Origin of the sequence: Microbacterium sp. RU33B, from assembly GCF_900155915.1 — a bacterium.
Taxonomy (GTDB): Bacteria; Actinomycetota; Actinomycetes; order Actinomycetales; family Microbacteriaceae; genus Microbacterium.
This window is the reverse complement of record NZ_FTPO01000002.1, coordinates 435,401-461,069: the sequence shown is the minus strand read 5'-3', so window position 1 is coordinate 461,069 and position 25,669 is coordinate 435,401. Positions and strand designations below refer to the sequence as shown.

Annotated in this window: 27 protein-coding genes and 2 tRNA genes; 16 read left to right on the top strand and 13 right to left on the bottom strand. The window is 67.5% G+C overall.

Annotated features, from left to right (window positions below):
- Nucleotides 1-6: 6 nt before the first annotated feature.
- Nucleotides 7-354 (bottom strand): tryptophan synthase subunit alpha, encoded by a 348-nt coding sequence (locus B0B14_RS11780; RefSeq protein ID WP_076682021.1) that lies wholly within the window; start codon nucleotides 352-354, stop codon nucleotides 7-9.
- Between the two features lie 38 nt (nucleotides 355-392).
- Between B0B14_RS11780 and B0B14_RS11775 the strand changes: the two genes are divergently transcribed.
- A complete protein-coding gene (locus B0B14_RS11775; protein ID WP_076682019.1) occupies nucleotides 393-1,697 on the top strand; it encodes an RNA polymerase sigma factor in 1,305 nt (434 codons plus the stop codon).
- On the opposite strand, the gene B0B14_RS11770 is transcribed toward B0B14_RS11775, so the two are convergent.
- The 8 genes from B0B14_RS11770 to rpmH form a co-directional block, all read right to left on the bottom strand.
- Nucleotides 1,682-2,674, bottom strand: coding sequence for a ParB/RepB/Spo0J family partition protein (locus B0B14_RS11770; protein ID WP_076682018.1), 993 nt, complete (start codon nucleotides 2,672-2,674; stop codon nucleotides 1,682-1,684). The two genes, B0B14_RS11775 and B0B14_RS11770, sit on opposite strands and share 16 nt — an antisense overlap.
- Nucleotides 2,674-3,594, bottom strand: a complete 921-nt coding sequence (locus tag B0B14_RS11765) for a ParA family protein (RefSeq protein WP_083710570.1) — start codon at nucleotides 3,592-3,594, stop codon at nucleotides 2,674-2,676. The genes B0B14_RS11770 and B0B14_RS11765 overlap by 1 nt, the downstream gene beginning before the upstream one ends.
- Nucleotides 3,595-5,094: 1,500 nt before the next feature.
- A complete protein-coding gene (gene rsmG / locus B0B14_RS11760) occupies nucleotides 5,095-5,736 on the bottom strand; it encodes a 16S rRNA (guanine(527)-N(7))-methyltransferase RsmG (protein ID WP_076682016.1) in 642 nt (213 codons plus the stop codon).
- 22 nt (nucleotides 5,737-5,758) lie between these two features.
- A complete protein-coding gene (locus tag B0B14_RS11755; protein ID WP_076682014.1) occupies nucleotides 5,759-6,268 on the bottom strand; it encodes a Jag family protein in 510 nt (169 codons plus the stop codon).
- Between the two features lie 28 nt (nucleotides 6,269-6,296).
- Complete coding sequence (yidC, locus tag B0B14_RS11750; RefSeq protein ID WP_143733727.1) at nucleotides 6,297-7,433, bottom strand: membrane protein insertase YidC; 1,137 nt, start codon at nucleotides 7,431-7,433, stop codon at nucleotides 6,297-6,299.
- A gap of 6 nt (nucleotides 7,434-7,439) precedes the next feature.
- On the bottom strand, nucleotides 7,440-7,796 hold the full coding sequence (gene yidD / locus B0B14_RS11745; protein WP_076682010.1) for a membrane protein insertion efficiency factor YidD: 357 nt from the start codon (nucleotides 7,794-7,796) through the stop codon (nucleotides 7,440-7,442).
- Nucleotides 7,793-8,128, bottom strand: a complete 336-nt coding sequence (gene rnpA / locus B0B14_RS11740) for a ribonuclease P protein component (RefSeq protein ID WP_076682008.1) — start codon at nucleotides 8,126-8,128, stop codon at nucleotides 7,793-7,795. Before rnpA ends, yidD begins: the two co-directional genes overlap by 4 nt.
- A gap of 8 nt (nucleotides 8,129-8,136) precedes the next feature.
- Complete coding sequence (rpmH, locus tag B0B14_RS11735; RefSeq protein WP_026302947.1) at nucleotides 8,137-8,274, bottom strand: 50S ribosomal protein L34; 138 nt, start codon at nucleotides 8,272-8,274, stop codon at nucleotides 8,137-8,139.
- 316 nt (nucleotides 8,275-8,590) lie between these two features.
- Here rpmH and dnaA point away from each other — a divergent pair, with 316 nt between their 5' ends.
- From dnaA to B0B14_RS11685, 10 genes are all read left to right on the top strand, one after another.
- Nucleotides 8,591-10,000: a chromosomal replication initiator protein DnaA gene (gene dnaA, locus B0B14_RS11730; RefSeq protein ID WP_076682006.1), complete on the top strand. Its 1,410-nt coding sequence runs from the start codon at nucleotides 8,591-8,593 to the stop codon at nucleotides 9,998-10,000.
- A 441-nt stretch (nucleotides 10,001-10,441) separates the two neighbouring features.
- Complete coding sequence (dnaN, locus tag B0B14_RS11725) at nucleotides 10,442-11,593, top strand: DNA polymerase III subunit beta (RefSeq protein ID WP_076682004.1); 1,152 nt, start codon at nucleotides 10,442-10,444, stop codon at nucleotides 11,591-11,593.
- Between the two features lie 57 nt (nucleotides 11,594-11,650).
- On the top strand, nucleotides 11,651-12,823 hold the full coding sequence (gene recF, locus B0B14_RS11720; RefSeq protein WP_076682002.1) for a DNA replication/repair protein RecF: 1,173 nt from the start codon (nucleotides 11,651-11,653) through the stop codon (nucleotides 12,821-12,823).
- Nucleotides 12,816-13,325 carry a DciA family protein gene (locus B0B14_RS11715; RefSeq protein WP_076682000.1) on the top strand — a complete coding sequence of 170 codons (510 nt, stop codon included), beginning with the start codon at nucleotides 12,816-12,818 and terminating at the stop codon, nucleotides 13,323-13,325. The genes recF and B0B14_RS11715 overlap by 8 nt, the downstream gene beginning before the upstream one ends.
- A 123-nt stretch (nucleotides 13,326-13,448) precedes the next feature.
- On the top strand, nucleotides 13,449-15,485 hold the full coding sequence (gene gyrB / locus B0B14_RS11710; RefSeq protein ID WP_076681998.1) for a DNA topoisomerase (ATP-hydrolyzing) subunit B: 2,037 nt from the start codon (nucleotides 13,449-13,451) through the stop codon (nucleotides 15,483-15,485).
- A gap of 47 nt (nucleotides 15,486-15,532) precedes the next feature.
- On the top strand, nucleotides 15,533-18,172 hold the full coding sequence (gyrA, locus tag B0B14_RS11705; protein ID WP_076681996.1) for a DNA gyrase subunit A: 2,640 nt from the start codon (nucleotides 15,533-15,535) through the stop codon (nucleotides 18,170-18,172).
- The gene (locus B0B14_RS11700; protein ID WP_076681994.1) at nucleotides 18,169-18,570 is read left to right on the top strand and encodes a DUF3566 domain-containing protein; all 402 of its coding nucleotides are present in this window, start codon (nucleotides 18,169-18,171) and stop codon (nucleotides 18,568-18,570) included. The genes gyrA and B0B14_RS11700 overlap by 4 nt, the downstream gene beginning before the upstream one ends.
- 49 nt (nucleotides 18,571-18,619) lie before the next feature.
- Nucleotides 18,620-18,693: transfer RNA gene (locus B0B14_RS11695), tRNA-Ile, on the top strand.
- 16 nt (nucleotides 18,694-18,709) lie between these two features.
- Nucleotides 18,710-18,782 (top strand) — tRNA-Ala (locus B0B14_RS11690).
- 104 nt (nucleotides 18,783-18,886) lie between these two features.
- The gene (locus tag B0B14_RS11685; protein WP_076681992.1) at nucleotides 18,887-19,309 is read left to right on the top strand and encodes an NUDIX hydrolase; all 423 of its coding nucleotides are present in this window, start codon (nucleotides 18,887-18,889) and stop codon (nucleotides 19,307-19,309) included.
- 22 nt (nucleotides 19,310-19,331) lie between these two features.
- Here B0B14_RS11685 and B0B14_RS11680 read toward each other — a convergent pair whose 3' ends face one another.
- Together B0B14_RS11680 and B0B14_RS11675 are read right to left on the bottom strand one after the other, a co-directional pair.
- Complete coding sequence (locus B0B14_RS11680; protein ID WP_076682706.1) at nucleotides 19,332-19,751, bottom strand: aminoacyl-tRNA deacylase; 420 nt, start codon at nucleotides 19,749-19,751, stop codon at nucleotides 19,332-19,334.
- 68 nt (nucleotides 19,752-19,819) lie between these two features.
- Nucleotides 19,820-20,410, bottom strand: coding sequence for a DNA helicase (locus B0B14_RS11675; protein WP_076681990.1), 591 nt, complete (start codon nucleotides 20,408-20,410; stop codon nucleotides 19,820-19,822).
- 96 nt (nucleotides 20,411-20,506) lie between these two features.
- On the opposite strand from B0B14_RS11675, the gene B0B14_RS11670 reads away from it, so the two are divergent.
- Together B0B14_RS11670 and B0B14_RS11665 are read left to right on the top strand one after the other, a co-directional pair.
- Nucleotides 20,507-21,064, top strand: coding sequence for a peptidylprolyl isomerase (locus B0B14_RS11670; RefSeq protein WP_076681988.1), 558 nt, complete (start codon nucleotides 20,507-20,509; stop codon nucleotides 21,062-21,064).
- Nucleotides 21,065-21,075: 11 nt separating this feature from the next.
- Complete coding sequence (locus B0B14_RS11665) at nucleotides 21,076-21,999, top strand: rhomboid family intramembrane serine protease (RefSeq protein ID WP_076681986.1); 924 nt, start codon at nucleotides 21,076-21,078, stop codon at nucleotides 21,997-21,999.
- An 84-nt stretch (nucleotides 22,000-22,083) separates the two neighbouring features.
- Here B0B14_RS11665 and B0B14_RS11660 read toward each other — a convergent pair whose 3' ends face one another.
- Nucleotides 22,084-22,320 (bottom strand): cell division protein CrgA, encoded by a 237-nt coding sequence (locus tag B0B14_RS11660; protein ID WP_076681984.1) that lies wholly within the window; start codon nucleotides 22,318-22,320, stop codon nucleotides 22,084-22,086.
- Nucleotides 22,321-22,414: 94 nt separating this feature from the next.
- Here B0B14_RS11660 and B0B14_RS11655 point away from each other — a divergent pair, with 94 nt between their 5' ends.
- From B0B14_RS11655 to B0B14_RS11650, 3 genes are read left to right on the top strand one after another with little or no spacing between them, the layout of a single operon-like run.
- Nucleotides 22,415-23,173, top strand: coding sequence for a class E sortase (locus B0B14_RS11655; RefSeq protein WP_076682704.1), 759 nt, complete (start codon nucleotides 22,415-22,417; stop codon nucleotides 23,171-23,173).
- Complete coding sequence (locus B0B14_RS16590) at nucleotides 23,173-23,328, top strand: hypothetical protein (protein ID WP_179085315.1); 156 nt, start codon at nucleotides 23,173-23,175, stop codon at nucleotides 23,326-23,328. The genes B0B14_RS11655 and B0B14_RS16590 overlap by 1 nt, the downstream gene beginning before the upstream one ends.
- A complete protein-coding gene (locus tag B0B14_RS11650) occupies nucleotides 23,325-23,951 on the top strand; it encodes an anthranilate synthase component II (RefSeq protein ID WP_076681983.1) in 627 nt (208 codons plus the stop codon). Before B0B14_RS16590 ends, B0B14_RS11650 begins: the two co-directional genes overlap by 4 nt.
- Before the next feature lie 13 nt (nucleotides 23,952-23,964).
- Here B0B14_RS11650 and pknB read toward each other — a convergent pair whose 3' ends face one another.
- Nucleotides 23,965-25,665, bottom strand: a complete 1,701-nt coding sequence (gene pknB / locus B0B14_RS11645) for a Stk1 family PASTA domain-containing Ser/Thr kinase (protein ID WP_083710568.1) — start codon at nucleotides 25,663-25,665, stop codon at nucleotides 23,965-23,967.
- Between the last annotated feature and the right edge of the window lie 4 nt (nucleotides 25,666-25,669).

Below are 25,669 nucleotides of genomic sequence, written 5' to 3'. Positions count from 1 at the left end.
GGTCTCTCACGACGCGTCGAGTCGCACCGTCGCATCCCAGCGACGGTGCGTCTCCCCGTCGCCGAGCAGCCGCCAGACGGCACGCGTCAGCGGCGGGTAGTCGAGCGCGATCTGTCGCAGGACCCGGTACTGGCGGGCCTTGTTGGGACGCACACCGCCGTTGGCCTCAATGTTCTCCGCCCGGAGCAGGAACACCACGAGCTCGTCGATGCTCGGCAGGTCCTCCATGAAGTCCCAGGGGTCCTCCCCTTCGCGGAGGCGCTCGGCGATGATGGCGGAGAGTTCGTCGGCGGCTTCGGCACGCAGGAGCTCCAGGCTCGCGCGGCGGCGCGGCTGGGGCTCGTGCGGCTGCATTCCTCCAGCCTACGACGGGTCGCCGACGAGGTGGCCCGATGACCGCGGGCTCGGATCCGGGATCCGGTCAGGCCTCGTCCGCCGGTGCGATCCGGGCCACCGAGATCGTCTGGCGAACCGAGTCCGCGCGCATCGTGGCCGCGCTGACCCGCTATACGGGCGACTTCGCGTGGGCGGAGGATCTTGCGCAGGAGGCGCTCGTCGAAGCCCTGGCGGCCTGGCCGTCGACGGGCATCCCCGACTCTCCGGGCGCCTGGCTGCTCTCCGTCGCCAAGCGCCGGGCGATCGACGGATGGCGGCGCCGCGAGCGGCTCGAGGCACGCGAAGGGCTGTTGGCCCACGATCTGCGGCTCGACGAGCGGGAGCATCCCGTCGAGAGCGCCGGTGACCCCGATGCGATCGACGACGACGTCCTGCGGCTCCTGTTCGTCGCGTGCCACCCGGTGCTGCCGGCTCCGGCGCGCCTCGCGCTGACCTTGCGCACCGTGGGAGGTCTCACGACCGAGCAGATCGCGCGGATGCTGCTCATGGGCGTCCCCGCGGTGCAGCAGCGCATCGTGCGCGCCAAGCGCGCCCTCGCCGACGCGGCGATCCCGTTCGAGGTCCCGGATCGCGCAGAGCGTCCCGCACGGCTCGCGAGCGTGCTCCAGGTCGTGTACCTGCTCTTCACGGAGGGCTACTCCGCCGCCGACGTCGAACGACCCCTCCGGCCGGACGTGGCCCGCGAGGCCGTTCGACTCGCCCGTCGGACCGCGGCTCTCGCCCCGCGTGAACCCGAGGTGCACGCCCTCATCGCCCTCATGGAGTTCCAGTCCTCGCGGTTCGCGACGCGCGTGGATGCCGAGGGCATCCCCGTCATGCTCGCCGACCAGGACCGCGCACGGTGGGATCGCGCGGCGATCGGCCGCGGTGACTCTGCACTCGCGAAGGCCCAGTCGTTCGGGCGCGGTCTGGGGTACTACGGGCTGCAGGCGGCGGTGGCGCAGTGCCATGCTCTCGCGCCGTCGATCGAAGCCACGGATTGGCCGCGCATCGTCGCGCTCTACGACGCTCTGGCCGCCCTCGCCCCGTCACCGGTGATCACGCTCAACCGCGCGGTGGCGGTGGCGATGGTCGACGGACCGGAACGCGCGCTCGAGATCGTCTCCGAGCTGGAGCCCGAACTCCGCGGCTTCCGACCCTTTCAGGCTGTCCGGGCGGAACTGCTGGAGCGGTCGGGGCATCCGGATGCCGCGGTCGCGGCCTTCCTGGCCGCCGCCGAGCTTCCGGGAAACCGCGCCGAGGCGACCGCGCTCCGGCGTCGCGCCGAGCAGATCTCCGGGTTCGGTCAGGCGGAGCCGTAACCCGACTCGCCAACTTCCTCGAGGATGCGGTTGAGATCCTGAATGGTGGCGAAATCGATCACGACCTGGCCTTTTCTTGCGCCCAGAGTGATCTTCACGCGCGTGTTGAGCCGATCCCCGAGTCGTTCGGCGACCTCGTCGAGGTGCGCGCGGCGCGCGCCGGCCTGCGGCTTCACGGTGCGGCGGGCTCCGGCATCCGGCGCCTTGGCCGCTGCCTCCGCCGCCCGAACCGACAGATCTTCGTTCACGATCTTGTCGGCGAGGCGCTGCATCGCCTCGACCTCGTCGAGCGCCAGGATCGCACGCGCGTGGCCGGCCGTCAGGACGCCGGCCGCCACGCGCTGCTGCACCGGGACCGGGAGCTTGAGAAGGCGGATCGTGTTGCTGATCTGCGGGCGCGATCGGCCGATGCGAGTGGCGAGCTCCTCCTGCGTGATGCCGAAGTCCTCCAGAAGCTGCTGGTATGCCGAGGCCTCCTCGAGCGGATTCAGCTGCGAGCGGTGCAGGTTCTCCAGGAGCGCGTCGCGCAGCAGGAACTCGTCCGCCGTGTCGCGGACGACGGCGGGGATCGATTCGAGTCCTGCTTCGCGAGCGGCGCGCGTGCGCCGCTCCCCCATGATGAGCTCGTAGGTGCCGTCTCCCGTGTCACGGACCACGACGGGCTGGAGCACGCCGAACTCGCGCACGCTGTGCACCAGTTCGGCCAGATCGTCGGCGTCGAACACCGAGCGGGGCTGACGCGGGTTCGGCACGATCGCGTGGGGGTCCAGGTGCACGAGACGCGCTCCGGGAACCTCCAGCAGCTCGACGACATCCTCGGGCGCATCGGCGACGGTCTCCGGTGCGGCACTCTCCTCGGCAGCCTCGGGCGTCGGAGCCCCGGGGAAGAAGACGTCGACGGGGCGCGCCTCGGTGGATGTGTCGCTGGTGGGGATCAGCGCGCCGATTCCCCGGCCGAGACCCGTTCGCTTGGCCATCAGGAGACCCCTTCGCTTTCTGTGGCGGATGCCTGAGCCTGCGTCGGCTCGGGTTCCGATGTATCTGGACCGGCGGCGGCTCGGCGAGCGAGCTCCACGGCGGCTTCCCGGTAGGCGACCGCGCCGGCCGACTGTCCGTCGTACGCGATCACCGTCTGCCCGAAACTCGGCGCCTCCGACACGCGCACGGAGCGCGGGATCACGGTCTTGAGCACCTCTGCCGGGAAATGCTGGCGCACCTCCTCCGCGACCTGCTGCGCGAGGCGTGTGCGCCCGTCGTACATCGTCAGCAGGATCGTCGAGAGATGAAGTGTCGGGTTCAGGTGCTTCTGGATCATCCGCACCGTTCCGAGCAGCTGGCTGAGGCCTTCCAGCGCGTAGTACTCGCACTGGATCGGGATCATGAGCTCATTCGCGGCAGTGAAGGCGTTGATCGTCAGGAGTCCCAGCGACGGTGGGCAGTCGATCAGCACGAAGTCGAGGTGCTCGGGGTGAGTCGCGAGATAGTCGTCGAGCGCCGTCTTCAGCCGGTGCTCGCGCGCGACCTGCGATACGAGCTCGATCTCGGCGCCCGCCAGATGGATCGTGCTCGGAGCACAGAGGAGGTTGGGGGATTCCGGGCTGACCTGGATGATGTCCGCCAGCGGGAACTCGTCGATCAGCACGTCGTAGACGCTGGGGATGTCCGCCGTGTGCGGCACTCCCAGCGCTGTGGAGGCGTTGCCCTGCGGATCGAGATCGATCACGAGGACGCGAGCGCCGACCGATGCCAGCGCTGCGGCGACGTTGACGGTGGTCGTCGTCTTTCCCACGCCGCCCTTCTGGTTCGACACCGTGAACACGCGGGTCTTGCCCGAGAAAGTCAGGTCGACACCGTCGAGAACCTTGCGGCGCGCCGTGAGATCAGCGAGTTCGCGCATGATCGGGCTGTCGTCCAGGGAGAAAGGTGCCGAGGCTGGGGATTCCTCGGGGTGAGTCACGTGTCCTGGTTCCTTCCGAAAGCGTGCGACGAGCGTGTTCCACTCTATGCGCTCGCTCCGACGCCCACTTCCCCGTTCGGCGTTGTTTCACGTGGAACATCAGGGTTCGGAAACCGGTGCGGGGGTGTTTCACGTGAAACGCACGATGTGACTGGCGTCGAACCGCGACGCGCGGTGATAAGCGCGCCCGCCCGCCGGGGCGGCCTATCCCGTCGGTGATCTCGCCGTGGAGTGTCGGGTGCGGTGTGTTTCACGTGAAACATTCCTTCGCCGCGACGCGGAGACCTGGCGGCGACGGGGTGCGGTTGTGCCATGACACAATCACGGAGCCGTGCTGAGCAGACGTGAGGCTGGCGCCACGTGGAGCGTGGAGCGAGTGTGCCGCAGTGAAGGACGCTGACGTAACCCAGAGTGAGCTCAGCAACGGCCAGGCGCCGGGAGCCGTTCAGCCGCGAGAAAGCGGTGGGAACCACCACGGCGCTCGCTTCCGCGAGCAGGCGGTACGACGCATGTTTCACGTGAAACACCGGCCCCCGCAGCCGGTACCCCCGCGATTCGTTCACGGCCCCACCTGCCATGGGACACAGTGGCGACGAGGTGAAGGCCGCTCGCTCTCGGGGAGGACTGGCCCTGGCCGAAGCGATGCTCGCGAGAGGCAGAATGCGCGTAGCGAAGTCAAGCACACCCCCAAGGCGTGTTTCGCGTGGACACAGAGCGGCCACGCAAAGCGCACCGGGTCGAGATATGCGCTGGGCGCCGCGCGGCCCACGCAAGAAGAGGTCTCTCAGGCAAGTGCGGTGGTCGCGCCGACCGCGCGCGGCGCGGGGTGTGTTTCTGGTGAGACGTCGCAGCCCCGCGGCCTCGCCGAGTGCTTCACGTGAAGACACCACGCGTACCTCTGCCTCCGCAGGAGAGCAGGCGCGATCGCCCCACGCCCCACCTCACCCACGGCCGACGACCCCATCGGTGCTCGCGGCATCAGTGCGCAGAATGCTCGGTATTCCGCGGGAGGTGGTCTCGCAGGATCCGACCGGCGCGACGAGGAGTGTCAGTCCGCGAGAAAGCACCAGTTTGAGCCTCGAGCCCTTGTCAGGTGTGCGGTCGAGCCATCCGTGTGTGCGTGAAGGGAGCACGGCGTTGACAACCAGATGTTTCACGTGAAACGCAGCGATGAACCACGCAGACCGGCGTGCGGCGTGGAGCCGAGTTCACAGGTCTGGGTCCCGCGTAGTGCGCTCAAGACCCGATATCCGACGTCGAGAGAGTCAGCGGAGGAATCACCTCACTGCGCAGCGCCTCTGGTGCTGCACTGTCGGCATCTCCACTGACGGCGGCGACGGCGACGCCACGACGCCGCGATGTTTCACGTGAAACGAAGGAGTTCGTCCCACGCCGCGACCGCCGGACGACGAACGGCGCGAAGGTGATTCACGTGAAACGTCAGTGCGCGGCGCGTACCGTCCCGCGGAACACGCGGGTGGGCTCGTCGAGCAGGTGGGCGCCCACGACCTCGACGCGGGCATCGGTCACGCGATGGCGCTTCAACTGCTTCGCAGCGGTGTCGATCTCCGCCTCGACGCTCGCGCCCTTCAGGAGAATGAGTTCTCCGCCATCTCGGACCAGGGGAGCCGTCACCGGCACCAAGGTCCGCAGCGCGCTCACGGCACGGGCGGTCACCGCATCCAGCGACGGGCCGGCCTTCCATTCCTCCGCGCGCGCGCGCAGAACGACGACGTTGTCGAGGCCGAGCTCCGAGACCTGCTCGTTCAACCAGGCCACCCGCCGTTCCATCGGCTCGATCAGCACCCACTCGACGTCTGGTCGGGCGATCGCGAGTACGAGGCCGGGCAATCCCGCCCCCGATCCGACGTCTCCGACGCGTCCCGTGAACAGGGGGGCGACCACGGCGCTGTTGAGGATGTGGCGCGACCAGAGGCGTGCGGGCTCGAGCGGACCGATGAGGCCTCGTTCCTCACCGAACCGCCCGAGCGCATCCGCGAAGGCCCGAGCCGGCTCGATCCGGTCGCCGAAGATCACCGCGGCCGCTGCCGGCTCCGGCTCGATCTCGATCAGGGAGGTCATGGATGTTTCACGTGAATCGGGATCAGGCGCGGCGAATGACCGTGTGCCGGTCGGCGCCTTCGCCGTACGACTCCGAGACGAAGCCGCGCTCTGCCACGACATCGTGCACGAGCTTCCGCTCGTAGCTCGACATGGCGGGCAGCGACGCCTGCGTGGCACCTTCATCGAGGCGCGCGATCGCGCGATCGACGAGCTGGGCCAGCTCCTGCTGACGCGTGTCGCGTGAGCCGCCGACATCAAGGATGAGACGTGAGAAGCGCCCGGTGCTGTTCTGCACCGCGATTCGGGTGAGCTCCTGGAGCGCCTGAACGGTCTCGGGATCGGCGAGGCGCGCGACCGAGCCGCCCTCGGGGGCCTCGATGGAGACATAGGCGCGTCCGGAGCGCACATCCAGCGCGAGGTCGCCATCGATATCGGCGATGTCGAGGAGCTCCTCGAGGTAGTCCGCTGCGACGTCGCCCTCCTGCTCGAGCTGAGCGACGGTCGGGGGAGTGCGCTCAGCGGAGGCCGAGTCGGTGATGGTGTCGGTCATGAGTTCCTCAGATGACGGGAGTCGTTGGTCAGGAGGGGGTCGATCCGGACGGCGAGGCATCCGGCTTCTTGCCCTGGGTGTTGCCGGGAGCGCCGGAGCCGGGCTTCTGACCCTGCTTCTTGGCACGCTGCTTGCTGACCGGCTGCTGGCGCTTCGGTGCCGCGGCCCGGGCCTTCTCAGCCTCTTCGAACAGACGCTGCTGCTCGGCCTGGTACTTCTCCATCGGCACGACCTTGCCCGACGAATCCAGGGCCTTGCCCTTGCGTGCGAGACGCTCCTCCCGCGCCTTCGCCGCGTCCGAACCCGGGGTGGGCATCTCGCGGATGACGAGGAACTGCTGCCCCATCGTCCACAGGTTCGACACGAACCAGTAGATGACGACGCCGAGCGGGAAGAAGACGCCCGAGAAGATGAAGCCGAGGGGCAGTACGTAGAGCATGATCTTCTGCATCTGGTACGCCTGGCCGGTCTTGGCCTCGGGGGAGAGGTTCTTCGAGATGATCTGGAGCTGCGTGTAGAACTGCGATGCGATCATCAGGACGACGAGAACGACCAAGATGATGACGGCCGTCGTGTTGGAGGAGTTGACCGCGTCGATCAGCGTCTCGTGCAGCGATGCGATCCCGAACAGCTTGGCGTCGTAGAACTGCTTGGTCAGCTCGGGACTCAGCAGACCGACACCGCCGATGCCGCTCTCGGCGTGCTTCTTGACGTCGCTGAGCACACTGAAGAGGGAGAAGAAGACAGGCATCTGAACGAGCAGCGGCAGGCAGCTCGAGACCGGCGTCGTGCCGTGCTTCTTGTACAGGGCCATCGTCTCGCGACTCATGGCCTCGCGGGAGAGCTGATCGCGCTTGCCTTTGTACTTCTCCTGGACTTTCCGCAGTTCAGGCTGGATTTCCATCATCTTGCGCTGGCTCTTGATCTGCCGCACGAACAGCGGGATAAGGGCCGTGCGCACGACGATGACGAGGCCGACGATCGACAGCACCCACGTGATGCCCTCGGCCTCGCCCATGCCGATCGCGGTGAAGAGCCAGTGCCAGGCGACGAGCACGAGCTCGACCAGCCACTTGAGAGGCCACAGGATGATGCCGAAGAGATCGAAGCCACCTCCGCCCGCGGCCGGCGTGGGGGAAGGTGTGGCGGTGGCGAGGAGATCCAGCAAGGATCAGTCCTTTCTCATGGGCACGACGAACCCGTGCGGGGTGAGGTCGTGACGGAAGTTCCTGTGGGGGCGCACATCGTCGATGCCGCCCTTCGCCCAGGGGTGGCAGCGCGCGAGGCGCGCCGCCGTGAGCACCGCACCCTTCACCGCGCCGTGCTGCTGCACCGCCGTGACGGAGTACGCAGAGCAGGAGGGGTAGTACTTGCAGACATCTCCGTACGTATGGGAGATCGTCGCGCGGTAGCCGTGCAGGAGGGCGAGCACCGCATTGCGCGGGAGCAGAGGCATCGACCGCAGCAATGACGACGTTTCGAGGTGGCCGTTCCCGGTCGCAGACACGGGAAGCGTGGCGGAACTCACGCCGCCCTCCGCTGCAGACAGCGGGACACTTCGTCGCGGAGCTCTCCGAAGGGAAGCGTGGCCGTCTCGGGCAGAGCCCGGATCACGATGTCGGCACCAGGCCGCAGCGTCGGAAGCGCCTCGGCGCAGACGGCCTTGAGTCGCCGGCGCACGGTGTTGCGCACGACGGCCGACCCCACCTGCTTGTTCACGATGAAGCCGAACCGCGGCGCGCGGGGATCATCGGATGCGAGGACGTACGTCACGGTGTGCGCGGCGGCACACCGACGGCCCCGACGGACGACGGCCTTGTATTCCGCTCCGCGGGTGAGCCGGTTCGGCCTCGCGAGCACCGCTCGGGTCAGGCCGAGAGCTCGGTGCGGCCCTTGGCACGACGGGCCGAGAGGATCGCACGACCGGCACGCGTGTGCATGCGGGCGCGGAAGCCGTGCTTCTTGGCGCGGCGGCGGTTGTTGGGCTGGAACGTGCGCTTGCTCATGAGATCACTCCGGATCGGGGGGTCACCCGAACGCTCAGACCGGGGACACGGCTACAGGGACTGCCAGAAGGCATAAGTCAACCGATTTAGGGTACGTCCGAATGTGCCAGAACTCAAACTGAGAGCCCGGGCGGGCATTATCCACAATGCGAACGTACACCCGTGGCACCGACACGCGGCGCGCGCCTACAGTGGAGTTTGCTCCCGGAAGGCCTGCTGACTAGCGTGGCTCTCCGGCAGTTATCCACAGGCTGGACGTGAGGCATCCTCCGGCGACCCGCAGACCTGAGGCGCATCATCACACCCCGGGGGGGACATGTCACCGCACGAGATTCCAGACGTGCCGATCTGGGCAGCCGTGCTGGAGGAGCTCTCCTCCGACGATCGCGTGACCCCGCAGATGCAGGGCTTCCTCAATCTCGCCGTGCCTCAGGGCATCATGAGCGGCACGCTCTACCTCGATGTGCCGAACGATCTCACCGCCGCGCAGATCAACAAGCGCATGCGGACGCCGATCATGGAGGCCATCACCCGTGCCGCCGTCGACGGCGAGGTGTCCACGTTCCGCGTCGTGGTCAATCCCGATCTGGCCGACGCCCAGCTCACCGCGCCGATCACGGTGCAGGAGTCGATGCCCGTCAGCGTCGCGCGCGCTCCGCTCGAAGAGGTGGCGGAGCCTGTCGCCACGCGCAGCGACACGCGACTGAACCCGAAGTACACGTTCGACAACTTCGTCATCGGGCAGTCCAACCGCTTCGCGCACGCGGCGGCCGTCGCCGTCGCAGAGGCGCCGGCGAAGGCCTACAACCCGCTGTTCATCTACGGAGACTCCGGGCTCGGCAAGACCCACCTCCTGCACGCCATCGGCGATTACGCGATGAGCCTGTATTCCGGCATCCGCGTCCGCTATGTCTCGAGCGAGGAGTTCACGAACGACTTCATCAACTCGATCGCGAACAACCGCGGCTCGGCCTTCCAGGCGCGCTACCGCGACGTCGACATCCTCCTGATCGACGACATCCAGTTCCTCCAGGGACGCGCCGAGACCCAGGAAGCCTTCTTCCACACGTTCAACACCCTCCACGACCACGACAAGCAGGTCGTGATCACGAGCGATGTCCCGCCGAAGCACCTCACGGGCTTCGAAGACCGCATGCGCAGCCGGTTCGAGTGGGGTCTGATCACCGACGTCCAGGCACCCGACCTCGAGACGCGCATCGCGATCCTCCGCAAGAAGGCGCAGAGCGAACGTCTCCACATTCCCGACGAGGTGATGGAGTACATCGCCACCGTCGTGTCGTCGAACATCCGCGAACTCGAGGGCGCCCTCATCCGGGTCTCGGCGTTCGCGAGCCTCAATCGCTCGACTCTCGACATGTCGCTCGCTCAGACCGTGCTGCGCGACATCGTGGACCAGGACGACGCCAACGTGATCTCGCCGACCGACATCATCACCGCGACCGCGGCCTACTTCAAGCTGTCCGTCGACGACCTCTACGGTTCGAGCCGGTCGCAGGCCGTCGCCACCGCGCGTCAGATCGCGATGTACCTGTGCCGCGAGCGCACGAGCCTGTCGCTGCCGAAGATCGGCCAGCTGTTCGGCAATCGCGACCACACGACGGTGATGTACGCGTACAAGAAGATCAGCGACCTCATGAAAGAGCGGCGCTCGATCTACAACCAGGTCTCAGAGATCACCACGCAGCTCGGCCGCGCCGGCCGCTGATCCTCCGGCCCTGCCGCGGATGCCGCGAGGAACATGACCTGCGCCGTCATATTCCTCGAAAAGTGCTTGACGCGCGTCGAGAACGACACCATCATGTGCGTTCTTCACAGTGTGGATAACTTGTGGATAACCCGTGCAGCGAGCACTCAGGCTGTGCAGAGCTGTGGATGACGCAGGGATCGCGACGATGTGTCCACAACCCGACCGGATGTGTTCACCACGGCGATTCCACATCTCACACGCGTGTAGTTCCCATGCGTCGGCAGGGATCGCCGGAGTTGTCCCCAGTTTCCACAGCGGTTAACACCATGACAAGAATTCTTCTTTGATCAATCCGATCCGATCACCTCTACGGGAAGCAGTGCGAAACACCTGGCGCATTCGCTTCGAAGCGGGCGGGCACTAGCATGGGGAACCCAGCCAGTAGTCGAGGGAGCATTCGTGAAGTTCCACGTCAATCGCGATGTGTTCAGCGAGGCCGTGTCGTTCGTTGTGAAGCTTCTTCCGCAGCGCAATCCGCAGCCCATCCTCGCCGGCGTGCTCATCGAGGCATCCGCCGATGGCCTGTCTCTCTCCGCCTTCGACTACGAGGCATCGGCGCGCACCACGATCGAGGCCACCGTCGACGAGGCGGGCACCATCCTCGTCCACGGCCGACTGCTCTCCGAGATCGCCAGCCGTCTGCCCAACGCTCCGATCCAGATCGAGGTCGACGACGACGGCGGCATCGTGCTGTCCTGTGGTTCCGCGCGATTCACCCTCGCATCGATGCCGGTGCAGGAGTACCCCGCGATCCCCGAGGTCTCCGGCGACTCGGGTGTCGTCCCGGCCGAGGACTTCGCCACCGCCATCGCGCAGGTCGCCTTCGCCGCGTCGCGCGATGACGTCACACCCGTCCTCACGGGTGTGCAGCTCGAGGTCAGCGGCACCAAGCTGAGCCTCGTGGCGACCGACCGCTACCGCGTCGCACTGCGCGACATCCCCTGGGATTCGGGCACCACGGCCACCGACGAGGCCACCACGGCTCTGGTCCCCGCCCGCACGCTCACCGAGGTCGGCAAGACGTTCGCGCACGGCGGCGACATCTCGATCGCGTTCTCCGGGTCGGGCGATCGCGAGATCATCGCCTTCACCGCCGGCAACAAGACCGTGACCTCGCTGCTCATCAAGGGCAACTTCCCGCCCGTCCGCCGTCTGTTCCCCGAGCAGACCGAGCACCACGCCGTGGCCAACACCGCCGAGCTCGTCGAAGCGGTCCGCCGTGTCGCACTCGTCCTCGACCGGTCCGCGCCGCTGCGCTTCACCTTCACGGCCGAAGGCGTGTCGATGGACGCGTCGGGCACCGAGCAGGCGCGTGCGACGGAGTCGGTCGACGCGACGCTTCTCGGAGAAGACGTCACCCTCGGCCTCAATCCGCAGTACCTGCTCGAGTCGCTCGCGGCCGTGAAGAGCGAGTTCGTGCGGATCACGTTCACGTCGAGCGACAACGCCAACAAGCTCAGTCCCGTCCTGATCACTCCGCAGACGTCGGTGGAGAAGTCGGGCGAGCAGTCGTTCAAGTACCTCCTGCAGCCCAATCTCCTCCTCCGCTGAGCGGGACGGCCACCTCGGCCGCCTGATCATGTCGGAGGCCGGAAGGAAGGTTGACCAGTGATCGTGGAGCATCTGAGTCTGGTCGACTTCCGCAACTACGCGGTCGCCGACGTGACGCTCGGTTCCGGTCCGAACGTCTTCGTGGGGCGCAACGGCCAGGGCAAGACGAACCTCGCCGAAGCGATCGCCTTCTTCGCGACGCTCGGCTCGCATCGCGTGTCCCAAGACGCGCCGATGGTGCGCGACGGGGCGGATGCCGCGATCATCCGGGCTCGGCTCGCCCACGGAGAGCGTCGCGTGCAGCTCGAAGTGCAGCTCAACAAGCAGGGATCGAACAAGGCCCGCGTCAACGGGGCGCCCGTGCGCACCGCGGAGCTCCCCCGTTATGCACAGGTCGTGCTCTTCGCTCCCGAAGATCTGCAGATCGTCCGCGGCGACCCGTCGTCGAGACGTCGTTTCATGGATCAGCTGCTCGTCCAGCGCTCGCCCCGGTTCGCGGGCGTGCTCTCGGACTACGACAGGGTGCTCAAGCAGCGCACGGCGCTGCTGAAATCCGCGAAGGCTCGGGGAATCCGGGGCGACGCGCTCTCGACGCTCGACGTCTGGGACGACAAGCTCGTCGCACTCGGCACCGAGCTCATCGAGGCGCGGCTCTCCTTGGCGGCCGACCTCTCCCAGCCGTTGGCCGCGGCCTACACGGCGATCGCCGGCGCGGACCATGAGCCTCGCATCGAGTGGGATCTCTCGGTCAGCGGCGCCGATCCCGAAGACGGCTCCCAGCGGCCGACGGCTCCGGATGCTGCGGGCGACGAGGCATCCATCGCCGATCGGTTCCGCACGGCGCTGGCCGCGCGCCGGTCGGCCGAACTCGATCGCGGTCTGACGCTGGTGGGTCCGCACCGCGACGATCTGATCCTGCGGGTGCGCGGACTTCCGGTGAAGGGCTATGCGTCCCACGGCGAATCGTGGTCGGTGGCCCTCGCCCTGAGACTCGCGTCCGCTGAACTGCTGCGCGCGGATTCCCGCCTGGGTGACCCCGTGCTCATCCTCGACGACGTGTTCGCCGAGCTCGACACCGATCGCCGAGCCCGGCTCGCTTCGCTCGCCGGAGACTACGAGCAGGTCATCGTCACGGCAGCGGTCGAGGAAGACGTGCCGACGGGGCTCCGCGCGCGCCTCGTCCGCGTGGAAGCCGGCACGATCAGCGCCACGGAGGAATCCGATGCGTGACATCTCCTCGGCATCCGGCACCGACGACGTGCCCGAGACGATCGCGACGTATCTGAGGCTCCGGGGTCTCGAGCCGTCGGCCCGCTCCTTCCGCCGCAAGCGCAGGGAGCGCAAGACCGCCGATGAGAACGAGCCGTTCACGTCCGGACGCGATCCGCGAGGAGTGGGCGATGTGCTGGCAGACCTCACCCGGCAGTCCGGGTGGGACTCGCAGCTCGCCCGCGAAGACGTCGTGCGCTCGTGGGAGGAGGTCGCCGGCGAAGACACCGCGCGTCACACCCGGCCGGTCGCATTCACCGACGGAACCCTCACGGTCCAGGCGGACTCGACGGCGTGGGCGAAGCAGCTGCAGATCATGCGCGCGCAGATCCTCTCCGAGATCGTGCGGAGGTTCCCCGCGGCCGGCGTCGAGAGCATCCGCTTCATCGGGCCGGACGTTCCCTCGTGGAAATGGGGTCCTAGAACGATTCCAGGGCGTGGCCCGCGCGATACCTACGGCTGAGACCAGTCAGATACCCTCCCGATCGATTTGAGGGCCTCAGAAGGCCGCAGAATGTTCCGAGAACGGGCTCGAGAAGGTAGACTCGAAAGGTAGTACGACCGACTTTTTGGAGCGCTCGAGCATATGACGTCCGTGAACCCCGACAGCGAGTCCGCCGAACCCGAATCGCGACCCGCTGGGGAGGTTCCCCACGAGTACGGCGCCGACGAGATCCAGGTCCTGGAAGGACTGGAGGCGGTCCGCAAGCGACCGGGCATGTACATCGGATCCACGGGTCCGCGCGGTCTGCACCACCTCGTGCAGGAGATCGTCGACAACTCCGTCGACGAGGCCATGGCCGGCTACTGCGACACGATCCTGGTGACGATCCTCCCCGACGGCGCCGTGCGCGTCGTCGACAACGGCCGTGGCATCCCGGTCGACATGCACAAGACGGAGGGCAAGTCCACCGTCGAGGTCGTCCTCACCGTGCTGCACGCCGGCGGAAAGTTCGGCGGCGGCGGATACGCCGTCTCCGGCGGTCTGCACGGCGTCGGCTCGTCCGTCGTCAACGCCCTCTCCACGCGCCTCGACGTCGAGGTCCACCGTCAGGGGTACGCCTGGCGCCAGACCTACACGAACGGCGGCTTCCCGGTCTCGCCGCTCGAGCGCGGCGAGGAGAGCGACAAGACGGGCACGACGATCACCTTCTGGCCCGACGACACGATCTTCGAGTCGGTGCACTTCGACTACGACACGCTCCGCACCCGCTTCCAGCAGATGGCCTTCCTCAACAAGGGCCTGCGCATCGACCTCGTCGACGAGCGACCCGACGAGGCGGCCGAGGTCGAGGTCGACGGAGCGCTCGTCCTGCAGCAGCCGAGCGACTCGTTCCTCTACGAGCGCGGACTCGTCGACTACGTCGAGTACCTCAACAAGACCCGGCACGCCGAGGTGGTCAACGACGAGGTCATCGAGTTCGAGTCCGAAGACCTCGTGCGCAAGATCTCGGTCGAGGTCGCGATGCAGTGGACGACGAGCTACACCGAGAACGTCTTCACCTACGCGAACGTCATCAACACGCACGAGGGCGGCACGCACGAGGAGGGGTTCCGCGCTGCGCTCACGACGCTGGTCAACAAGTACGCCCGGGCGAACAACCTCCTCAAGGAGAAGGACGAGAACCTGTCGGGTGACGACGTGCGCGAAGGACTCACCGCCGTCATCTCGGTGAAGCTCTCCGAACCGCAGTTCGAGGGTCAGACCAAGACGAAGCTCGGCAACACCGAGGCGAAGGCGTTCGTCCAGAAGATCGTCGGCGATCAGCTCGGCGACTGGTTCGAGCGCAACCCGGGGCAGGCCCGGCTCGTGGTGCGCAAGGCGATCGATGCGGCGACCGCCCGCATGGCCGCCCGCAAGGCGCGCGAGACGGCTCGACGCAAGAGCGTCTTCGAGAGCGCGTCGATGCCCGACAAGCTCAAGGACTGCACGTCGAAGGATCCCTCGATCAGCGAGATCTTCCTCGTCGAGGGGGACTCGGCCGGCGGTTCCGCCGTCCAGGGCCGCGACCCGCACACGCAGGCGATCCTGGCCCTCCGCGGCAAGATCCTCAACGTGGAGCGCGCCCGACTCGATCGCGCCCTCGGCAACAACGAGATCCAGGCGATGATCGCGGCGTTCGGCTCCGGCATCGGCGAGGACTTCGACATCGCTCGCGCCCGGTATCACAAGATCGTCCTGATGGCGGATGCCGATGTCGACGGCCAGCACATCACGACCCTCCTGCTCACGCTGCTGTTCCGCTACATGCGCGGACTCATCGAAGCCGGGTACGTGTACCTCGCGATGCCGCCGCTGTACCGCCTCAAGTGGTCCAACGCACCGCACGAGTACGTGTACAGCGACGTCGAGCGCGACGCACTGCTGGCCGACGGCGTCGCGAACGGCAAGCGCATCCCGAAGGACAATGCGATCCAGCGCTACAAGGGTCTGGGCGAGATGAACGACAAGGAGCTCTGGGAGACGACGATGAATCCCGAGTCCCGCACGCTCCGTCAGGTCACGATCGATGACGCGGCCGCCGCCGACCTCATCTTCACGACCCTCATGGGCGAAGACGTCGAGTCCCGCCGCCAGTTCATCCAGAAGAACGCGAAGGACGTCCGCTTCCTCGACATCTGATCGCCGCCGCGATCCGAGCAAGCGACACTTCGACCGAAAGTAGAGACATGGCTGACGAAGAGAACCCCACCGACGTCCCCGGCCACAACCACGGCCGCATCGAGCTCGTCGATCTCCAGGGAGAGATGCAGCGCAGCTATCTCGACTACGCGATGGCGGTCATCGTCGGGCGCGCGCTACCCGATGTGCGCGATGGACTCAAGCCCGTGCACCGCCGTGTGCTGTACGCGATGTACGACGGCGGATACCGCCCCGACAAGTCGTTCTCCAAGTGCGCCCGCGTCGTCGGCGAGGTGATGGGTCAGTACCACCCGCACGGCGACACCGCGATCTACGACACCCTCGTGCGTCTCGTCCAGCCGTGGACCATGCGCTACCCGCTGGCCCTCGGTCAGGGCAACTTCGGCTCTCCGGGCAACATGGGCGCGGCCGCCCCGCGCTACACCGAGACGAAGATGGCTCCCCTCGCGCTCGAGATGGTGCGCGACATCGAAGAAGACACCGTCGACTTCCAGGACAACTACGACGGACAGACCCAGGAGCCGACGGTCCTGCCGGCGCGGTACCCGAACCTGCTGGTCAACGGATCGGTCGGCATCGCGGTCGGCATGGCCACGAACATCCCGCCGCACAACATGCGCGAAGTGGCCGCGGGCGCGCTCTGGGCACTCGAGAACCCGGATGCCTCCCGCGAGGAGCTGCTGGAAGCGCTCATGCAGCGCATCAAGGGACCCGACTTCCCCACCGGTGCGCAGATCCTCGGGGTGCGCGGCATCGCCGACGCGTACCGCACGGGGCGCGGGTCGATCAAGATGCGCGCGGTCGTCGCCGTGGAGGAGATCCAGGGCCGCACGTGCCTGGTGATCACCGAGCTGCCCTACCAGGTGAACCCCGACAACCTCGCGGTCAAGATCGCCGAGCTCGCTCGCGAGGGCAAGATCACCGGGATCGCCGACATCCGCGACGAGACGTCCGGTCGCACCGGCCAGCGCCTGGTCATCGTGCTCAAGCGCGACGCCGTCGCCAAGGTCGTGCTCAACAACCTGTACAAGCACACGCAGCTGCAGGAGAACTTCGGCGCGAACATGCTGGCGATCGTGGACGGCGTGCCGCGCACGCTCCCGCTCGACGGCTTCATCTCGCACTGGGTCACTCACCAGATCGAGGTCATCGTCCGCCGCACGGCGTATCGCCTCCGCGAAGCCGAGAAGCGCATGCACATCCTGCGCGGCTACCTCAAGGCGCTCGATGCGCTCGACGAGGTCATCGCCCTCATCCGCCGCTCGCCCACGGCCGACGACGCGCGCACCGGACTGATGGAGCTGCTCGAGGTCGACGAGCTGCAGGCCGATGCGATCCTCGCGCTCCAGCTGCGCCGCCTCGCGGCGCTCGAACGCCAGCGCATCATGGACCAGGCCGCCGAGCTCGAGCGACTCATCGCCGACTACCACGACATCCTCGCGACACCGGCGCGCCAGCGCTCGATCATCACCGAAGAGCTCACCGAGATCGTCGCGAAGTTCGGCGACGAGCGCCGCACGGCGATCGTGCCGGGATTCGACGGCGACATGTCGATCGAAGACCTCATCCCCGAAGAGGAGATGGTGGTCACCGTCACCCGCGGCGGCTACATCAAGCGCACGCGCAGCGACAACTACCGCCAGCAGCACCGCGGCGGCAAGGGCGTCAAGGGTGCGCAGCTGCGCGCTGACGACGTCGTCGAGCACTTCTTCGTGACGACCACGCACCACTGGCTCCTGTTCTTCACCAACAAGGGCCGGGTGTACCGCACCAAGGCGTACGAGGTGCCCGAAGCAGGGCGCGACGCCAAGGGTCAGCACGCGGCGAATCTCCTGGCCCTCCAGCCGGGTGAGGAGATCGCTCAGATCCTCGACATCCGCGACTACGAGGTCGCACAGTACCTCGTGCTCGCAACCCGCAACGGCCTGGTCAAGAAGACGCGCCTGACCGATTACGACACGAACCGTCAGGGCGGGATCATCGCGATCAAGCTGCGCGGCGAGGCATCCGATGAGGGCGAGGAGTCCGACGACGATCTCGGCGACGGCATCGACGAGCTCGTGAGCGCGCTCCTCGTCGACGAGGGCGACGACATCTTCCTCATCAGCCGCCACGGCATGTCGCTCCGCTTCGAAGCGACCGACGAGGCGCTGCGTCCGATGGGACGATCCACGTCGGGTGTGAAGGGGATGTCGTTCCGCGAAGGCGACAGTCTGCTGTCGGCCTCGGTTGCGACCGAGGACGGTTTCGTGTTCGTCGTGACGGAGGGCGGCTACGCCAAGCGCACCCGGCTCGAGGAGTACCGCGTGCAGGGACGCGGCGGCCTCGGCATCAAGGTGGCCAAGCTGAACGACGATCGAGGGGTTCTCGCGGGCGGTCTGATCGCCTCCGAGGACGACGAGGTCTTGGTGGTTCTTGCCAGCGGCAAGGTGGTACGCTCTGCCGTGGCCGAGGTACCCGCGAAGGGCCGTGACACCATGGGTGTCGTGTTCGCCCGTCCCGACGACGACGATCGCATCCTTGCGATCGCGCGCAACGGGGAGCGTGGGCTCACCGAGATCACCGACCCGGATGCCCCCGCGGCCACCGAGTCCGGCCCCGAGGCCGAGTCCGTCGAAGGATCCGAGTCCTCCCCCGAGACCCCCGAGGAAAGTACTGACGCATGAGCACGGTAGCCGACAAGCTCGCCAAGAAGTCGACGAGCAAGACGAACGCGAAGCAGGTGCGCCTGCGCCTGGTCTACATCGACTTCTGGTCGGCAGTGAAGCTGTCGTTCCTGGCGGCCGTCGCGATCGCGATCGTCACCGTCGTGTCGTTCTTCCTCGTGTACCTGATCATCGACACGACCGGTCTCATCGGCAAGATCGATGAGTTCTTCCAGGGGATCACCGACGGCGCGTCCATCCGCGCCTTCCTGGGCCTGCCCCAGGTGATGGCGTTCGCAGCCATCGTCGCGATCCTCAATCTCATCGTCGTGACGGTCATGGGTGCCGTCATCGCCGGCATCTACAACCTCGCGGTGAAGGTCACGGGAGGCCTGCTCGTCGGCTTCACCTCCAACTGACGTCGATTTCGAGATTGCCCGCGAATCGGGTAAAGTCTTGGAGGTTGACGGGGGTATAGCTCAGGCGGTTAGAGCGCTTCACTGATAATGAAGAGGTCCCAGGTTCAAGTCCTGGTACCCCCACACATCACCGCACTACGGGGCCTTAACTCAGTTGGTAGAGTGCCTGCTTTGCAAGCAGGATGTCAGGAGTTCGAATCTCCTAGGCTCCACACGAAGAAGCCGCTCCGCGAGGGGCGGCTTCTGCCGTTCTCCGAGTTCTCCACGGTTGCGCGGTGGTCCGTCACGCGCGGTTCTCCGCTCGTTAGGGTGAAGCATGGATATGCGGGTGGCTGCTTACGCCGTCATCACCGACGATGACGGCCGCATCCTCCTGGCGCATTGGAACGAGGGCCGACGAGCCGCGTGGACGATGCCCGGAGGGGGTCTCGAACCGGGTGAGGATCCCGAACGCGCTGCTCAGCGCGAAGTGCGCGAGGAGACGGGGTACAAGGTGACGATCGGCGCCCTGCTCGGCATCCACTCGCGCGTGATCCCGCCCGGCCGTCGCATCGCCGAGGCGACGGATCCGCTGCACGCGCTGCGCATCGTGTACCGGGCCTATGTCACGGGTGGCCGTCTCCGCAATGAACTCGGCGGCTCGACCGACCGTGCCGAGTGGTTCACGCTCGCCGAGGTGAAGACCCTCCAGAGGGTCAAGCTGGTCGACATCGCCCTGGGCATGGCAGGCCTGGCCTAGGAGCGGTCCTGCGGGAGCGGTCCTACGGGAGCGGCTGCGAGATGTCGGCGACGACGGCGCCGTACGCGCGGATCAGGTCGTCCGCGTCGACGAAGAGGCTGTACCCGTGGGCACCGGCGCCCATCGCAACGCGCTCACCGACGATGCGCTCGTCGGCGTAGAGCGGCCAGTCGTGCGTGCTTCCGACCGGTGTGATGGTGCCCCGTTCGTATCCCGTCGCGGCGAGGGCGCGCTCCGGATCAGGGAGCTGCAGCTTGTTGACGCCGACGACGGCGCGCAGCTTCGGCCAGGAGATCGAACGATCCCCCGGCACGAGGGCGAAGAGGTAGGTGTCGTCACTGCGCTTGACGACGAGCGTCTTCACGATGCCCGCGGCCGGGATGCCGAGGAGCGCAGCGGCCTCCTCGAGACTGCCCGCTGCGGGCCGCTCGCGGATCTCGATGTCGAGCCCGCGAACGGATGCGGCCTCCGCGACGCGCTGCGTCGCGGAGGCCTGTCCTGCGTTCGAGGTCACGCGTCGGGAGCGCGCAGCGGGTCGTCGGCGACCCAGAGCTCATCGTCGGCGCGCAGCGTCTGCCAGGCCGCGTAGAGCACACCGGCTGCCGCGGCGATGCCGAGGACGATGGCGATGACGCTGCCGGCGCTCATGCTCTTCTTCGGAGCGGGGATCGAGACGGCGTTGACGCGCTTGGCCATCTTCTTCGACGCGGCGTTGCCGTACTTCTCGGCGCGCTTCGCGAAGTCCGACCAGTCGATCGACGCGGGGGCGCGACCGGCGGCGAGACGCTCGCGGGTGTCGGTCGCAGCATCCCATACCGACAGAGCCGAACCGACGATCGCGCCGGCAGCGGGGACGATGCCCTTGTTCACGACCTGCTTCGACACGGCCACGCCCTTGTCGACGTACGGCGCGGCGTAGCGTCCGTAGGTCTCCTGGACCTGGGGGACGACCTGCTCGCGGCTGTAGTTGCCGAGCTGACGACTCGCTTCGCGAGCGACGTGCGAGGCTTCACCCACGATCACCTGCTGCGACTCCCAGAGCTTCTGCGCCTGGTTCTGGAGTTTGCGGAGTTCCTTCTTGCGCTTACGGCTGAGGCTCACGGGGCTCTCCCTGCTGCTCGTGACGGTGGACTCTCCATCCTGCCAGACATACACGCGAGCGGGAGAGTTCCTACAGAACTCTGAGAGAATGGCCGTATGCCTCAGCACAGCGCGGTTGCGACCCTGCACACGAACCACGGCGACATCGTCGTCAACCTCTTCGGCGACCAGGCCCCCCTCACGGTGAAGAACTTCGTCGGCCTCGCCGACGGCACCGGCGCCTGGACCGACCCGGCCACGGGCAAGCCCGGCGAGGGCCCGCTCTACAAGGATGTCGTCTTCCACCGCATCATCCCCAACTTCATGATCCAGGGCGGCGACCCGCTCGGTCAGGGCGTCGGCGGACCGGGATACACGTTCAACGACGAGATCCACCCGGAGCTCACGTTCTCCCAGCCCTACCTCCTCGCGATGGCCAACGCCGGCCTCCGCCGCAACGCCATCACGGGCAAGGCCGAGGGCACGAACGGCTCGCAGTTCTTCATCACGACCGACCCCACCCCGTGGCTCAACGGCAAGCACACGATCTTCGGCGAAGTGGCCGATGACGCGTCGCGCGCCGTCGTCGATGCGATCAGCGCCGTCAAGACCGCTCCGGGCGACCGGCCGATCGAGCCCGTCGTGCTCGAGTCTGTCGACGTCGTCTCGGTCTGACACCCCCGCCCGTGTCGTCGGCCGACTTCTCCCGCAATCCCGACAACTTCTGCTACCGGCATCCGGATCGGCAGAGCTTCGTGCTCTGCCAGCGGTGCCTGCGCACGATCTGCCCCGAGTGCCAGACGCCCGGGGCGGTCGGCGTGATCTGCCCGGAGTGCATGGGTGAGCAGCGGAAGTCGGCGACGCCGGCGCAGAAGAAGGCCGCGCGGCGCGCGCACCTGCAGCCCGTCGCGATGCGCGACTCGCGGCCGCTCGCGACCTACGCGATCATCGGGATCACGGGCGTCTTCTTCCTGCTGCAGCAGATCCCCGGGTTCGGCCGCATCGTCGAGAACGCCCTCCTGTTCTGGGCGCCGCTGCTGTACCCGAATCTCTCCGGCACGTTCGAGCCCTGGCGGCTCGTGACAGCTGCGCTCCTGCACTCGGGGTTCTGGCACGTCGGGCTGAACATGCTCGCGCTGTGGATGATCGGCCGGAGCCTCGAGCCGCTGCTCGGCCGCAGTCGATTCCTCACGCTCTACGTGCTGAGCGTCATCGGCGGTTCGGTGGGTGTCGCGCTGCTGTCGTTCGGCACGCCCGTCATCGGCGCCTCCGGCGGCATCTTCGGCCTCTTCGGAGCACTGCTCGTGATCGGGCGTCACATCGGGGCGAACATCCGCGGCATCGCGATCATCATCGTGATCAACTTCGCTCTGCCGTTCGTGTTCGCGCTGGTCGGCGCGATCACCACGGGATCGTTCGCCGGCGCGCTGGATGCGATCCGCATCTCGTGGCAGGCGCATCTCGGCGGATTCGTCGCGGGGGCCGCCGTCGGCTTCATCTACGCGCGCACCCGCGCCGTACGTCAGCGCGGACTGCAGATCGGTCTGCTCGTGGGCTTCACGATCGCGATCCTGGCACTGCTGCTGGTGCCGGCATTCCTCTACCGCTGAGCACCGCACCGGATGCCGCGGCCTGCGCGGTGGGAAAGTTATCCACAGCTCTATCCCCAGGTGGGGAGAACTACACCGGTGTAATTAGCGCCAGCGGGTGGTCATCAGGAATCCGATGAACGCGATCCCGAAGCCGACGACGAGGTTCCACGGCCCGATGTCGGGGATCGGGAACGCCATGCCGCTGAGGTAGAACACCAGGACCCACACAAGTCCCAGAAGCATCAGGCCGATCATGATCGGCTTGAACCAGACGGGATTGGGCGCCGCATCGCCTTCGCTGCGTTCGACGAGTTCCTCGTCTTTACCTGATCGGGCCATGCACGAGATTCTACCTGCCCAGGCGCGACACAGTTTGCGCTCCTAGAATCGGAGTGTGAACGACACGGTGGGGGTCCGTGCGGGGGACGTGAGCATGCCCGCGAACACGCGTGCGCGCCGGGGCACCTCGGTGGTCGGCGTGCTCGGTGAGCTGCTCATCACCGCCGGTGTGCTCGTCCTGCTGTACGTCGTCTGGCAGCTGTGGGTCGGCGATTGGATCTTCGCCGCCCAGCGCAACGCCGAGGGCCACTCCCTCTCCCAGCAGTGGCAGCAGGAGTACGAAGACGCGCTCGTGCCCACCGCGGCGCCGGATGCCTCCGCCCCGCCGACGCCCGAGGTCGTCGAGCCGCCCGTCATGGCGCAGCCCGCCGACGCGGAGATCTTCGCGACGATGCTGATCCCGCGCTTCGGTGCGGACTACGCCGTCAACGTCGCCGGCGGCGTGTCGCGCGCCCGGACGCTCGACAAGATCGGGATCGGCCACTACCCGGGCGCGCCGATGCCGGGCGAGGTCGGCAACTTCGCGCTCGCCGCGCACCGCACCACGTGGGGCAAGCCGTTCAATCGCATCGCGGAGCTCCGCGTCGGCGACGCGGTCGTCGTGGAGACCGCGGACGGCTGGTACACCTACCGCTTCCGCACGCTCGAGTACGTGACGCCCGATGAGGTCGAGGTGCTGCTCCCGGTGCCGCAGATGCCCGACGTCCCGGCGGGTGAGCGGTTCTTGACCATGACCAGCTGCAGTCCGTTCTTCTCCATGGCCGAGCGGATCGTGGGGTACAGCGTCTTCGAATCGTTCACCCCCCGCTCGGCGGGACCGCCCGCCTCGCTCACGGACGGAGTCGACGCCTGATGTACGCCGCACTGTGGAACGTGCTCCCGGGACCCTGGTTCGTGCGGGTGCTCATCCTGCTCGTCGTGCTGGCGGCGGTGCTCTACGCGCTCGCGTTCTGGGTCTTCCCGTGGGTGTCGATGATCGTGAACCCCCAGGAAGTCATCGTCGAGTGACGATCCTCGTCGTCGACAACCACGACAGCTTCGTCCACACCCTCGTGGGCTATCTCCAGGAACTGGGCGCCGAGACGCAGCTGATCGAAGCCGATGCGATCGATTCGGATGCCGCGGCATCCGTCATCGCCTCCTTCGCCGGAGTGCTCGTGTCGCCGGGTCCGGGTTCGCCGGCCGACGCGGGCGCGTCGATCGCCGTCGTGCGGGCGGCGGCGGAGTCCGGCATCCCGCTCCTCGGCGTCTGCCTCGGACACCAGGCGATCGCCGAGGCCTTCGGGGCTCGTGTGGATCACGCGCCCGAGCTGATGCACGGCATGACCTCGGAGGTGCATCACGACGGATCGTCGCTGTACACCGGTCTGCCGGAGGCATTCGTCGCGACGCGCTATCACTCGCTCGCCGTCGTTCCCGAATCGGTTCCCGAAGACCTCGTCGTCACGAGCCGCACCGCCGGGGGCGTGATCATGGGCCTCTCGCACCGACGTCTGCCGGTGCAGGGAGTGCAGTTCCACCCCGAGAGCGTGCTCACCGAAGGCGGCTATCGGCTGCTCGGCAACTGGCTGGAGGGGGTCGGTGTGACGGATGCAGCCGCCCGCGGCGCGGAGCTCGCCCCGCACCGCTGAACAGTCGGCCGGGTCAGGGGCCGGTGCAGTATGCGAGCGAGACCGTCGACTTCACCGGCGCCTCGCCGGGAGCGATCGACTGCGACGCGACGGTGGCGCCGCCGGGGCTGGCCGTGCAGTTCGGATCGGCGAGGGTCTCGACGATGAGCTGCAGGGCTTCGAGCTCGCGCGTGGCGGCTTCGATCGTGTAGCCCGTGACATCGACCACGACGACGCGTCCGGTCGCGACCACCAGGTTGACCGTCGTGCCGACCGGGACTGTCGCGCCCTCGCGCTGGTCGACGGAGATCACGATGCCGGCGGTGAGGGACGGGTCGTTGCGCTGCAGGACCGTGCCCATCTCGAGCCCGACCGCGACGAGCGCGGCCTCCGCGGCGTCCTGGGTGAGCCCGGTGAGGGTCGGGACGATCGCGGTCTCCTCGCCCTCGGACACGTAGACCTCGATGCGCTGACCCGGGGAGAGCGACGCGCCCGCGGCCGGATCCGTGCGGATGACGTTGCCCTCCGCGACATCGCCGTTCGCCTCGTCGATGCGGAAGGCGACCAGATCGTTCTCGCCGAGGATCGTGGCGGCGCGCTCGTAGGTCATCGACGTGACGTCGGGCACGATGCGCGCGCTCGGCGGCACCGTGTTCTCGGCGGTGCGCAGCGTCAGCACCCAGAACAGGACGGCGATGAGGAGGACGGCGAGCAGTCCGACTCCCGCCCAGATCCACGCGACGGGCGGTCCCGCCTGCGTGCGCTTCATAGTGGTGTCGGTGCTGAGCTGGCGGAGCGACCGGGCGGTCTCGGCGGCCTGACGGGGGTTGGGCCCGTAGAGCTCGCTCGTGAGCGCGCCCACCTTGCGCTTGGACGGGGACTTGCCGTCGACGGTGGCGTCGAGCGCCTCCCGGAAGCCCGCGGCATCCTGATACCGCTGGAACGGATCCTTGGCGAGAGCCCGCAGCGTGACGGCGTCGAGCGAGCGTGGGATCGCCTCGTTGACCTCCGACGGCGCGAGGGGCGCTTCGCTCACGTGCTGGTACGCCACCGCCACAGGGGACTCGCCGCGGAACGGCTGACGGCCGGTGAGCAGCTCGTACAGGACGATGCCCGCGGAGTAGATGTCGGCGCGCGCGTCGACCGGCTCGCCCTTGGCCTGCTCGGGCGAGAAATACGCCGCCGTGCCGAGGATCGCCGTCGTCTCGGCGACGGTGGACGAGGAGTCCGACACGGCACGGGCGATGCCGAAGTCCATGACCTTGATCTGTCCGGCATCCGTCACCATGACGTTGCCCGGCTTGATGTCGCGGTGGACGACCCCGGCGCGGTGCGAGTACTCCAGGGCCTCGAGGATGCCGTCGACGTAGCGGATCGCGTCGTCGACGGAGACCGGACCGTCGGCCACGAGATCCTTCAGGAGTGCGCCGTGGACGAGCTCCATGACGATGAACGGCACCGGATGGACCGACCCGTCGGGATACGTCTCGCTGTCCTCGCCGGCGTCGTACACGCGGACGATCGCCGGATGCGCCATGCGCGAGGCCGCCTGGGCCTCGAGGCGGAAGCGGGTGCGGAACGCGTTGTCGTTCGCCAGGTCGCGATTCAGGACCTTGACGGCCACCTGGCGCCCGAGCGTCTCGTCGTAGCCTCGATAGACACTGGCCATGCCACCGCGGCCGATGAGTTCATCGATGCGGTAGCGCCCCGAAAGCACGCGCGGCTCAGCTGTCACACTC